Origin of the sequence: uncultured Campylobacter sp., assembly GCF_905373215.1 — a bacterium.
GTDB lineage: Bacteria > Campylobacterota > Campylobacteria > Campylobacterales > Campylobacteraceae > Campylobacter_B.
The window spans coordinates 103267-114759 of record NZ_CAJPRT010000007.1 but is presented as its reverse complement, the minus strand read 5'-3'; the positions used below and the strand labels follow the sequence as shown (position 1 = coordinate 114759).

Sequence of the window (11493 nt, the reverse complement as noted above, 5' to 3'; positions counted from 1 at the left end):
ATGAAAAAATCACTTTTAGTTTTGGCTAGTTTTGGCTTTGCGCTAAGTCTTAGCGCCGCAGATCTTTCAGATAGTTGCAAGGAGTACTTCGCAGATCTTGATAAGATGGTTGACACCTACAAACAAGCTGGTCAAGAGCAGCAGGTCAAGATGTATGAGGATCAAAAAAAGCAGTCTATGGATCAGATCAGCGCACTTCCTAAGGAGCAGCAAGAGGCCACTTGCAAACAAGCTAAAGAGATATTTAAGCAGATGATGGATCAGATGAAACAACAAGGCGCTATGAAATAAGAAGCCTTCTTTATTCGCGGCTAGTCTCGGCTAGCCGCTGCTTTAAATTTACCCAGACACAGGCGTTCGACGCCGACTTTAACTTCAAATTTTATCTTTTTCACACATAGCGCGTTTCTGCGTCTTGGTTTTAAACATACCGTCTTTTATCTCGCAGTTTTTTTGTGCCGCTGTTCGCAGCGTAAAATTTTGCAAACTTTGAAATTTTGCGATGCCTTTGTTTTGACTATACAGATCGCCTGCGCAGAGCGCAAGGAGAGCAGAGCGGTTAAAATTTTCCGCGGCAGTCGCAGCAATATCGCTAGCGGCGTTGTCGCATACGGTATAAATTTTATGCCTCGCCGCCACGCACAATACGCCGATGCCGTGGCGCGCAGTATAGCAGCATCTCGAAATTAAAATCAGCGCCCTCAATCAGCGCGTTCAAAGTAGAGGCGCTGTTCGTCGCATAGGCTAGAAAAGGGCGCATCGAAGTCCTGCGCCATCATACGAGCGGAGCGTTCGCGCGAGCGGCCGGGATCGGTGCGCTTCAAGGCTCGGGATTTAAAATTTTATTTTAACGGATAGTTTGGACGCAGGTGCTCGCGGAATTTTAAAATTTTAAGGATTTAAATTTATTGCGGCGCGGCGGCCTGCGCATGGGACCAGGGCGGTTATTCGCCGTCCTGCGCCTCTTCGGTGAAGCTAACGATGCGCGGCGCTGCGATGCGCGCGTAATCCTGTGCGTTTAGAATGATCGAGTGATCGAGCAAGCCCGCATTGAAAGCGATCTCTTCAAAGCGTCCGAACAGCGATGGATCGGCGATTAATAGCAGCTTGTCGTGGAAGCTAAAGGGCGGCACCGAGCCGATGACGCAGTCCGTAAGATCGCCCACTTCATCGGGGCTTACGAGCGACGCTTTAGTGCCGCCGAGCCCCTCTGCCAAGCGCTTTAGATCGGTTTTGTGATCTGCTGCGAAGACCGCTAGGACGTAGATCCTGCCGTTTCTGCCTGCGGGTTTGTCGCTAGGAAGCTTCAGTTGCTGTGGCACGTTTGCGCAGATTTGATCGGCGGTTAAAGTTAAATTTCCCGCGCAGGCGCCGTTTTCGCAGCCTTGAGCGGTTGCAACGGCGAAAGCATTAGGGTTTTGCGCGTCATCGGCGCTTGCTAAATTTAAATTTTGCGAAAAAGAAATTTGCCCGTCCTTAAAGCCCTTGATCGTGCAAACTAGCGCCTTTGCGCCTTGTCCCAGCTGCGTGCCGCGGATTTTGGCGACCTCGGCGGAGGTGCCCGCGCTTTCGTGAGCTACAACGCGGAAGCGCGCCCCCTGCTGCGTCAAAAGCTCTTTTAGACTTTCAAAAATTCTCTCTGACATTCTCTCTCCTTGTTTTTGCGAAATTATACTGAAATTTTGACCAAACGACCCATTGATGCCGAAATTCCATTCTTCGCCGTAGAATTTATCTCGCCTGCGCGCAAGCCGCCCATTGCGCGATGAAAAATCTATTGCGCGGCGGAAATTCCGCCACGCATAAGCTCGGTCCGCCCTGCTTCTTGCAAAATTATTTCATCTTGCGGATTTTGGGCTTTTTGCTCTCTACGAGCTCGTAAATTTTAAGCTCGACCTTAACGTCTTTGGGCGCTAAAATTCTAATTTCGCCCGGAGTGTAGAAAAAAGGCGCTCCAAGCTCATAATAGACCCATTTTTTTTGCTTCTCGGTTTTACACAGCATCAGCGTTTGAGCAAGCTCGTTGCCGCCGCTAAACTCGTAATAAAGCCCGTCCGAGCCCTCTTTTTGCTCTATTTTACCGCCGATCAGATACGCGTCGTTGCAGTCGGCTTCGATCTCTTTTGAAAAGACCGCTTCGACCTTAAACTGCTGCGGCGGCATCTTTGACGGCGTTAGCTCAAAGACGTTTAGCTGCTTTTGCGCCTCGCCGCCGAACAAAAACAGCGGCAATAGGAAAAATAAAACGCTTTTTCTCATTTTTTGCTCCTTAAAAAGATATTTTTATTCAAAATTCTAGCAAAATTTTTACTCATTAAACTGAAATTTCAATCGACTTTGTTTTTATCTGTAGCAGATAATATTTTTTAGCGCCTCCGTCTCCGGTTTTAACGCCTCGTTATCGGTTTTTTGCGCGGCGCTCTTTTTGTTTGCTAAATTTTTGCTAGAGCTTTGCGGCGACGGCTTTTCGTGCGAGTTTAAAGCCTTGACGGCGTTGCGCGATATTTCGCCCTGCGTCTGCACGGTGGAAATTTCGCCGCTAGTCCCGCCAGACTTGCTCGTGCGGTGGCTTAGCACGCTTTTGACGCGTATCTTTTCGCCTGCGTAAAACGCCTCGCAAAGCCCGTCTTGCGCCTCATAGTCCGTCACTTTGACGCTGCCTTCTTGAAATTTATAAAATTTCGCCCGTTTCGCTCTGCGTAGCTCCTCCGCCCCGCTCCATACGTCGCTCTGCGCGTCAAGATCCGCGAGCACAAATGCGCCGTCTGCCGCCTTATACATATTGCCGAGCCTTATCGGTATGCGTTCGCCACTCTTTTTGGTAAGCACGAAGCCGATCTTTTCGCCATCTTTTGGGTGCGGGCGGAACTGCTTGGAGAAAAACGCCGTGAAAAATGCGACCTCCTTGATCTCGCCGTCGGTGCCTAGGTATCTCGTCCAGCCTTCTTCGGGCACGTCGATCTCAGCGACGTCTCGCCCGTCTTTTGCGCCGCATTTTAAGCCCGCGCAGCCGCTAAGCGCTAATGCCGCAAGCGCGGCTAGAAATATGTTTTTCATATTTTCCCTTCAAATAAATTTTGGCTCAGAGCAGGGCGCCGCCTGCACCTCGGCGCGTAAATTTGCGCAAAATAGAGCGCGCTAGCTCACTCCGCGGGCTTAATTACGCTATCGCGTCTAAACACATATAAATCGTGCGAGATAAGCGGTAGCGCGGAATTTTAACGTCGCTCGGCGCCTTTTGCAAGTGCTTTGCGGCAAATCCGCCCAAACCTCGGGCGCGCGAAGCCCGTATTACAGGCTAAATTTATCAAGCCGACGTTGCCCAGATACGTAAAAATCGCTGTCCGCTCGCCTCAAACGAGCACTCCTGCCAGTCCCAGTCGTTCTCGCCGCCCATTGCGAAATTTCGAGGCTCGCCTGATAGAGCCGCCGCGCTCAAAGCAGCTGCTATACGCTCTTTCATAAAATCATCGGGCTTGCTCGGCGTAAATTTTTCAAATTTTATCTCGTAAAGGGAGGCGAGCCCAAAGTCTGCGCGTACGAGCTTGCCGCACTGCTGCGCGAACTCCGCCGCGCTGTATTCGTGCTTTGGGGCGTAGTACCAAACCTCCAGCTCCTCGATGCTTTCGCCCCTAAATTTTATGGATTTTATCATTTCGGCCCCCTTTTCGCTTGTCGCGGCGGTTTAAATTTCGTCGCTTAAATTTCATTTGCGCCCATACGGCGCAGGTCTTACGCGCAAGATCAAACTCTCGCTATTCGGCGCGAGCATGCCGTGCGGTCAAATTTAAATTTAATCCGCCGCGCTTCAAATTCAGACGCCGAAGTCTGCCCGCATCCCCTCTTTGCCCCTCGGCGTAAAATAGCAAACGACGTAGCAGAGTATTCGGTCCTTGCAGTCGTATTTGGCTTCGAGACCCTCGATAATGCGCGCAAATTCCTGCGGCGGCTTGTCCTCAAAGGCGCCTCGCAGCTCCTCTGCGGCTATGTGTTTCGGACTAAGGAGCAGATATGTCGCGCCGCCGTCCTCATCCTCGCTTATCGCGCGTAAAATTTCATCGCTCGCGCGAACCCGCCAATGTTCTTTACCGTCCCACTCGCGCAGGCTTAAAAACGTCGTGCCGCCGTCAGCGTCCAAAGCCTTTTCGTTTGGAATTTGAGCGCGTAAGGCGCCTTCATTTAAGCTCTCCTCGCTCGAAACCTCGATAAAAACGTCCGTGCCGAGCAGATAGCTGGTCCGCTCAAACTCGCTTTCGTACTCCCGGCCGTCAAATTTAGCGGCAAATTCGCGCACTCGCTCGTCCGCTTCGCAGCCGAACATCATCGCGTCGCTATCTGAAATTTTAACGATATAAGGCTCGTTCATGAGGTTTTTCAAATTTTATTGCGGCTCGCATTTTCCGTAAACCCACTCGCGAGTTTCGTTTAGCTTATACTCGCCGTCCTTTAGAAAATACTGCTTGCTGCTTTTGATCGCGTTTTCGCCCGCGGCTATGTAGTCGCCGATGAAGCCGCGATCCAGGACGTCGTGCGCTAAAATTTCAGGCTCAAAGACGTTTTGCGTCCTTTGCGTCTCGCGCCATTTGCCGCTCTCATCAGGCTCGCGCAGGATGATCGAGATGTTATTGCCCGCCTCGTCGTAGTCGTAGATGTACTCGTACTGCTTGCCATCGGAAGCCGTGCGATTTTTTATCACGTTGCCGCGCGCATCATAGCCAAACTCGTTTTCAAACACGACCTCCCAGCGCTGCGACTCCTCGCGCCAAAGCTCGGTTCGCTCGCGTAGAGGCCTGCTCTCCTCGGTCTCCTCGTGCACGTTTTTGTAGTACTCTCTCCACTCGTTTTTTGCGGAGTCCCAGCGCGATCTTAGCTCGGTAAAACGCCTATACTTAGGCTCGATCTTGCGCAAGATCTTTTCATCGCGCTGCCATGTGTCGTCCTTCCATATAAAATTTATCTCGCTGCGCGTCCCGTCCGCCGCCGTAAAGACGGTATGTTTTGTAAGCGGCACCCATTTACCGCGCCACGCGTAGCCTTCGGAGCCCGCGTAAACGTCGCCGTTGTAGTGATATATCGATTTTTCGTACGGCATCCATTTTTTCGCTTTGGCGTTCCATTCATAGATCGCTACGAAATTGTTTTTGTCGCTTTCATCGACAATCCTTTTTGTAAGGTGCGTCGGCGTCCATCTGCCCTTTTTTAGCGTGAAATTTTGTAAAATTTCCGTTTTGCCCTCGCGCTTTTCGACGGCTTTTTCACCCTCGTATGGCTTGCCGTCCTTTTGCAGGCTGAAATAAATTTTTGAGCCGTCCTTTGCGATCTCCTGCTTGCTTATCGCCGTTTCACGAAATTTGTTTGTATTTGCGTCCCAGTCATATTCGACATTTTCGATCTCGCGCTCGCCGCTTTCGTCAAATTTGCTAAAGCTTTTCGATACGGACGCTCCCTCTTCGCTGCTTTTTTTGTAGATTTTTTCTAGGCGGCGGGTTTTGGCGTCGTAGTTTTGGCTCACTTCATATTCGTAGCGCGGCACGGCGCCGCCTTCTGTTTTGTAGCTCGTCTTTTGCAGGCAAATTTTATTCGCCGCCGCGTGTTTTGCTGCCGCCTCGGTCGCGCCCGCAGGCATCGCAAGCGCTAACGTCGCCGCTAAAATAGAGCCTGTCAAAACTGCCGTCCGCACCCTAAAGGCGCCTGCCGAAATAATCGCTCGCGCCTTTAAATTTAGCGCCGTAAAATCTGCCGCATCCTGGGGTGAAATTTTAAAAACACCTCTCATGACCGCTCCTTTATCTGAATTTTAAATCGCGGGGCTTTCGAGCTCATACACGACGTCCTGTCCGCCCTCTACGCTTAAAATGAAGAGCGACTCGCCCTTGATCGCGATAGCGTGCATATCGCCGACGGCAGGCAGCTCGTAGGCATCCACCGCCCTCATCGTCTCTGCGTCCACGACGAGTAGGGTGTTGTAGTTTTTGCTAAGCGCTAGAATTTTGCCGTTTTTCACGTCGGCGCCGGTGATGTAGTAGTCGTTTAAATCGCGTCCGTCTTTTAGCTCGAGCCCTGCGCTCGGCTTTAGGACGCTCTCGGCGCTTAGGGTTTGATCGTTTTTATCGACCTTTATGACGACGACTTTTTTTGAAACCTCATTCGGCACGGAGAACATATACATAAACTCGCTTGCGGGGTCGCTTGCGATCGATAGGACGTAGGCCTTTTTTGCCCTGACGGTTAGCACGACGGGGCGATCTCTATACCACGAGGTCTTTAGCCCGCCGCTGCTTTCGCGGAAGGTGTTCCACTCTTTAAATTTATCGATCTCGCCCTGCGGCGCTTTTTCCACCGCCCAAAGGGTCTTGTTGAAAGCGGTCGTGATGAGCTTGCCGTCTGCAAAGGTGCTATCGACGCTGTATCTGATGTCGTATCCGTTCGGTTTATCTAGGATCGCGCGGTGCGTTATGTTTTGCAGGCTGCCGTCTAGAAAATACACTCCCGCAGCCGTCGAGACGACCGCGAACTCATCGTTTGCGGCGTCGTATGCGAGCCCGCCTGCGTTTCCTTGACCGAAGATCCCGGTCGCTTTAAACGCAAGCGGTTTTTTGCTTTTGATCTTAAGGGCGGGTTTTAAATTTTTCACGGCGCCGTCGTTTGGATTTTCGTTAAATTTAAACGCCCCTTCCTCTAAAGCGCCGGCGATGTGCGGCATCTGTACTTTGTTTTTGCCCGTAAGCGAAAATGGTCTTTGCAGCCTCGTCCAAATTTGAGCGGTCCATTTATCGCTCGCTTGAGCTAGATTTAAGCTTATCCTTTCGGGCTCACCTTTGCCGCTAAAAGGCGGAACGCCCGTGGAGAAGAAGGCCTGAAAGGCGTTTGAGACGATGACGGCGAACGAGATCGCGACGATTGCGGTCGTGTATGCGCTAAAGGGGTTAAAGCTTTCGCTCTGCTCGTCTAGGTTTTGAGCTTTCGGCGCAAAAAGCAACATCACGGGCATTACCAAAACGACGGCCCAGTACACGAATGCGCCCCACGTGTAGGTGTGCGCGCCGAAGATCGCGTCGCCAAAGCCCATCCCCACGTCCCACGCAAAGCCGTCGAGCGAGGTGTGGCGGATACTCATAAAAAGCCCGTATGCCGCGCAGATGAAGACCGCCGAGACGTATTTGATCTTGGCTCCGTAGCGCAAGATGAAGATGCCTAAAACGCCGATTAAGATCATGCCGATGCGCTCGAACCAGCATAACGTGCATGGGCTCTCGCCCACGACGTATCCGAGGTAGATGTTTGCGATGCCTACGGGGATAGCAAGGATCAGTAAAACCGCCGTGGTCATCAGTAGGTTAAATCTCTTCTGCATAGCGCCCTCCTAATAGCTTCCGAAGGGCAGCACGGAGGTAAAGCTCGCGATAAAATACATCGCAAAGCATAGTGCTGCGCCGAGCACGAAGAGCCTAAAGGCAACCTTTTCTTTCGCAGGCTTTCGCCACACCAGCCATACGGCAGCCGCTAGCAAAACAAGGATCAGTAGTTCCATGTCGTTCTCCTTATCGTGAAAATAGTTATTGAATGGTAATGCAGCTAGGATAAAATTTTACTTAAATTTTAATATTACCTATGAAAATTTATATATTTTTGTAGCGATACGTATTTTGAAACTATATATCAACGGATAAAAAATGATCGATTAAGATAAATTTGAGCCGCGATGCGTGAGGCATGAAGCGATCGATCATCCTAGGCTTAGCCGCTCCGCGATCTTATATTTAGTATAAAATTTTAAAATTTTGATGATTTTGCCGCTTCGGCTGCGGCCTTAAAAAAAGCGTCGCGGCGAGAACTATCTTTGCAAAGCGACGGGGAGGGAGTATCGTTAGCGAAGCGGCAGCGAGTATTTTGGCTATGCGACGGGACGTCTTTAGCGGCGAAAAGAGCAAAAGCGCCATCGTCGTATAGAGCCGAGCCCTAAATTTAAGCTGGGCCGTAAAATTTAAAAGACTAGAGCGGTCGCCTGCGCAAAAGCGAATGTATAAATTTGACGCGCGCTCTTTTGGCATTGGGCAGCGTAAAATTTCATCGCGCCTCTTTGCCGCTAATTTACGATTTCATTCGCTCCGCTTTATATCCTCGCTCGAAAAAATTCTCTCACCTTCGTAAATTTTCTCATAGCGGCTTAGCTTGCCCTCTTTGAAATAGCCGATGAAATAGCTCGCCGATTTTTCGGCCTGCTCTTGCGAAATTTCATCGTAGAGGCGGGCGGGCCCCTTTGATTTTTGTTTGTGCAAGCACGAACAGCTGCGAAAATAGCGCTTTTTGATTTTAAAATTTTGCGCCTCGTCGCCTTGCTCGTCTGCGCGCTTTGTTGCGTTTGTTTCGCTACTTTGCTGGCCTGTGAGCGCCAGATCCTCTCTTTCGCCGCCTTGCACCGTCTGTTTTTGCTCGCTTGCCGCGCCGTGATCTTGCGCTGCTACGGCGCCGAAACAGATACTCGCCGAAATTAAAACCGAAATAGCCGTTCTTGTCGCTCTGGGTAAAACCATTTTCATCCTCTCCTTTTGCCGCCGCTGCGTACGGACCTGCCGCGGCGTAGGATTTAAATTTTAAAATTTACGCGGCGCACTAATACTTCCGCGCTAGCTAAATTTAATCGCGGCACTCGCACGAATATTGCTCGTCCGCTAAATTTAACTGTAAAGCTCGCGCGACGCCACATCCGCATAAATAGCACTGCGCCTGCTAAATTTAACCGCGACGTTCGCGCAACGCCGCGCAGATAAAATTTAGCCGCGAAATTTTACCTGCGCATCTTCAAACGCTACTTTATCTTTTTATATTTCCACGTCTGCTCCGTTATGAGCTCGGACTTGCCGTCTTTAAGCTTAAATTCCTTAAAGCTCGTTATCGCGTAGATACTAGGCATCTCAAACATCATCAGCGCGGCTCCGTATCCCACGCTATCGGCTGAGATTGTAGTGTCGTAAGTGGCTTCCGAGCGCCCGGTTTGCACCCATTTGCCGCTCGCGTCAAGCTTGTAGATATCCATCGCCGTATTGCTGCCGTGCTCGTCGTAGCTATAGACGTATTTGCCGCTGCTGGAATTTGATTCAAAGCTTTGCACGAGCGGGCGCTCGCCCGATTTATCGTAAATTTCGCCGTTTGAGTAGCTTTTGACCCAATCTTTAAGCTGCTCATCCCACAGATACGAGGTCATATTAAGATCCGCGCCCTTCTTGATAGCGGTCTGTTTGCTCATATTATCCCACGTGCCCTTCTCGTCGTTCCAGATGAAGCTCGTAACGACCTCCTCGCCCTTTGCGGCATCCAGCTCATGCTTACTCATCGTCGCGTTTTGCCACGCGCCGTTTTGGAAAGTGCTGCGGATCTGCTCGTAGCTGCCGTTTCGATCGCCGTTAAGCATCTCTCGCTCGCTGTTTTGCCACGCGCCGTTTACAAACTCATAGGTTACGTATCCGTTCATCTCTCCTGAGCCGTCGTAGAAAATTTCGGTCTTATCTTTGGGCTGCCAGCTCTTGCCGTCCCATTTGAAGCTTATCGTAAGCTCCTCCTTATCCCACGCGTTTCTTACGGATCTGTTCATGCTCTCTTTATGCCATTTGCCCTTTGCGAGCTTATATCGCACATCTTCGGTCGCGTTGCCGTCGTAGCTGGAGACGGTTTTGCTCGCATTGCGCGTGCCGTCATCCGCTATCGAATTCGTTTCGCGCGTCGTGATGCCGTCTTTGACGCTTTCCGTGTAGTCTTCTATTTTTTTCCACTTGCCGCTTTTAAGATCGAGGTTAAATACTTCAAATTTAACCATTCCCCCCTTTTCATCAAAGTAGCTGATCTCTTTGTAGCTAGAGCCTAGGCCGTCCGAGGAGTTCGTATCTCTTACCTGCTCCAGCTTGCGCGCCGCCGCATCGTAGCTTAGATACGTGCTCTCCTTGCGCCCTCCGAGTGAGCCGTAGCTCATGCTTTGCACCATATACTCATACTCCTTGGCAAACGCCGCCGTACAGAGCAGCGCAAGTATCGTAGCGAGCTTTTTCATCCTCTCTCCTTGGAAAAAATTTTGATAATTATATAATGTTCGTATATAAAAACGGATAAAATTTCACCGCGCGGCTAAATTTAAAAAACTCGGGCTTTGAAACGGCGGCAGCGGAATTTTATGTCGGTTAGTCGGAATTTTGCGCAATTTTTTGGATTGGAATTTTAAATCATCGGGCGGTTGGAATTTTGCGTGAGTTTAAGCGGCCGAAATTCCGCGCGATCTGCTTTTGAAATTTTACGAGGGCTTTCGGCGGAATTTTGCGCGGACGGCGGCTATTTAAATTTTAATCCAAACCGTTGCAAAAGCGGCACGAGCCTCAGTCGTCTGCGTAAATTTTAAAATTTTATAAATTTGGCGCCGCCTCGCTGTCGCGCTATGTCCGTGCCGAATACATCTGGCGGGAGCGGTAAAATTTTAACCGCCGCCTAATCCTGCAAAAATTTCTTATCGATCAGATCGTAGTTTTTATACAGCCTGCGCAGCTCGTCTCGCACCTCCATCAGCGCAAAGCCGAGCAGATTTTGCCCGCGCCACGCGCTCGGACGACTTGCGTTTTCGCTCTGCTGCCCAAGGCCGATACCCCAAATTTTATCCAGCGGGCTGGCCTCAACTAAAATTTTATCTCCCGTCGCGAGCAAAAAGCGCATCATCGCGGGATTTTGCGTAAATTTATAGTAATTGCCGCTTAGCACGACGCTGTAGCGCACCTCGTCCCAGAGCCGCTCATCAAAGCCCCGCACCTGCCTGCCGAGCGCCTTCATCTGCTTTGCATCGCGGCTCTGCATTATCTGCGCCCGCGTCTGCTCGTCGTCGAATATTTGCGCTTTACTCGCCATCATAAACTGCTCGGCGCATAGATACTCATCGGCATCTACGGCAAAAGGCGAGCTCTGCCACTGCCCGAGGCAGGATTCGTCCGCGGCCGCATCCGGCTTGTAGAAAAATATAAATTCGTGCGCTTCGGAAGAATTTATTAGCGAGGTTTTGTCGTATTTCGCCGCTCCGTCGCGCCGCCAAAACGGCAAGCCCTCGCGGTAGAAATCGTCCATATCGTCCGTAAGATCGCCCCTAAGCTCACCATGCTCGCTAAATTCCAAATTTTGTAGCTCCGAGCAGCATCTGTCGCCGCCATGCGCGCATTTTACGCGCTCATTTTCAGACGTCTCGTCCAGCTCGTCCCAGCCGCCGTAGTGCCAAAAGCAAGGATAGGGGAAGGCCCGTGCATACGCCCTTTGCACCGCTTCATCCAGCCGCTCGAACCAGTGCCAAAATTTAAATTTATAATCCTCTGCCGCGCCCATCCGCCAGCCGAGCGAAAACTCGCTAAGAGCGGGGTATTTGATCCACGGCGGCGGCATCACGTTTTTTAAAATTTCGCTCACGCCTTTTCCTTAAAATTTTATTTTGAAGCATAGCTTGAAATTTGCCCAAATTTAGCCTGCGAG

General features: G+C 50.7%; 13 protein-coding genes. 1 reads left to right on the top strand and 12 read right to left on the bottom strand.

What is annotated here, in order from left to right:
- A partial coding sequence (locus QZ176_RS05290) for a DUF5339 domain-containing protein (protein WP_291936556.1) occupies window positions 1-291 on the top strand: 291 nt, incomplete at its 5' end.
- 84 nt (window positions 292-375) lie between these two features.
- Here the strand turns inward: QZ176_RS05290 and QZ176_RS05285 are convergent.
- The 12 genes from QZ176_RS05285 to QZ176_RS05230 form a co-directional block, all read right to left on the bottom strand.
- Window positions 376-705: a hypothetical protein gene (locus tag QZ176_RS05285; protein WP_295151706.1), complete on the bottom strand. Its 330-nt coding sequence runs from the start codon at window positions 703-705 to the stop codon at window positions 376-378.
- Between the two features lie 239 nt (window positions 706-944).
- Complete coding sequence (locus QZ176_RS05280) at window positions 945-1646, bottom strand: YbaK/EbsC family protein (protein ID WP_295151705.1); 702 nt, start codon at window positions 1644-1646, stop codon at window positions 945-947.
- Between the two features lie 187 nt (window positions 1647-1833).
- Entirely contained in the window at window positions 1834-2259 is a 426-nt protein-coding gene (locus QZ176_RS05275) for an ecotin family protein (protein WP_291936564.1), read from the bottom strand.
- Between the two features lie 84 nt (window positions 2260-2343).
- Complete coding sequence (locus QZ176_RS05270; protein ID WP_295151703.1) at window positions 2344-3057, bottom strand: hypothetical protein; 714 nt, start codon at window positions 3055-3057, stop codon at window positions 2344-2346.
- 250 nt (window positions 3058-3307) lie between these two features.
- Window positions 3308-3655: a hypothetical protein gene (locus QZ176_RS05265; RefSeq protein WP_295151701.1), complete on the bottom strand. Its 348-nt coding sequence runs from the start codon at window positions 3653-3655 to the stop codon at window positions 3308-3310.
- Between the two features lie 159 nt (window positions 3656-3814).
- The gene (locus tag QZ176_RS05260) at window positions 3815-4378 is read right to left on the bottom strand and encodes a hypothetical protein (protein ID WP_295151699.1); all 564 of its coding nucleotides are present in this window, start codon (window positions 4376-4378) and stop codon (window positions 3815-3817) included.
- Between the two features lie 3 nt (window positions 4379-4381).
- Window positions 4382-5776, bottom strand: a complete 1395-nt coding sequence (locus QZ176_RS05255) for a hypothetical protein (RefSeq protein WP_295151697.1) — start codon at window positions 5774-5776, stop codon at window positions 4382-4384.
- Between the two features lie 21 nt (window positions 5777-5797).
- A complete protein-coding gene (locus QZ176_RS05250; protein WP_295151695.1) occupies window positions 5798-7354 on the bottom strand; it encodes a disulfide bond formation protein B in 1557 nt (518 codons plus the stop codon).
- 9 nt (window positions 7355-7363) lie between these two features.
- Window positions 7364-7531 carry a hypothetical protein gene (locus QZ176_RS05245; protein ID WP_291936580.1) on the bottom strand — a complete coding sequence of 56 codons (168 nt, stop codon included), beginning with the start codon at window positions 7529-7531 and terminating at the stop codon, window positions 7364-7366.
- A 568-nt stretch (window positions 7532-8099) separates the two neighbouring features.
- Window positions 8100-8540 carry a hypothetical protein gene (locus QZ176_RS05240; protein ID WP_295151693.1) on the bottom strand — a complete coding sequence of 147 codons (441 nt, stop codon included), beginning with the start codon at window positions 8538-8540 and terminating at the stop codon, window positions 8100-8102.
- 269 nt (window positions 8541-8809) lie between these two features.
- Complete coding sequence (locus QZ176_RS05235) at window positions 8810-10045, bottom strand: hypothetical protein (protein WP_295151691.1); 1236 nt, start codon at window positions 10043-10045, stop codon at window positions 8810-8812.
- Window positions 10046-10473: 428 nt separating this feature from the next.
- Complete coding sequence (locus QZ176_RS05230; RefSeq protein ID WP_295151689.1) at window positions 10474-11430, bottom strand: NADAR family protein; 957 nt, start codon at window positions 11428-11430, stop codon at window positions 10474-10476.
- Window positions 11431-11493: the final 63 nt, after the last annotated feature.

Excerpts from the sequence above, each read along its gene's own strand:
- QZ176_RS05280 (WP_295151705.1), bottom strand. The coding sequence starts at position 1,646 with ATGTCAGAGAGAATTTTTGAAAGTCTAAAAGAGCTTTTGACGCAGCAG.
- QZ176_RS05275 (WP_291936564.1), bottom strand. The coding sequence starts at position 2,259 with ATGAGAAAAAGCGTTTTATTTTTCCTATTGCCGCTGTTTTTGTTCGGC.
- QZ176_RS05270 (WP_295151703.1), bottom strand. The coding sequence starts at position 3,057 with ATGAAAAACATATTTCTAGCCGCGCTTGCGGCATTAGCGCTTAGCGGC.
- QZ176_RS05265 (WP_295151701.1), bottom strand. The coding sequence starts at position 3,655 with ATGATAAAATCCATAAAATTTAGGGGCGAAAGCATCGAGGAGCTGGAG.
- QZ176_RS05255 (WP_295151697.1), bottom strand. The coding sequence starts at position 5,776 with ATGAGAGGTGTTTTTAAAATTTCACCCCAGGATGCGGCAGATTTTACG.
- QZ176_RS05250 (WP_295151695.1), bottom strand. The coding sequence starts at position 7,354 with ATGCAGAAGAGATTTAACCTACTGATGACCACGGCGGTTTTACTGATC.
- QZ176_RS05245 (WP_291936580.1), bottom strand. The coding sequence starts at position 7,531 with ATGGAACTACTGATCCTTGTTTTGCTAGCGGCTGCCGTATGGCTGGTG.
- QZ176_RS05240 (WP_295151693.1), bottom strand. The coding sequence starts at position 8,540 with ATGAAAATGGTTTTACCCAGAGCGACAAGAACGGCTATTTCGGTTTTA.
- QZ176_RS05235 (WP_295151691.1), bottom strand. The coding sequence starts at position 10,045 with ATGAAAAAGCTCGCTACGATACTTGCGCTGCTCTGTACGGCGGCGTTT.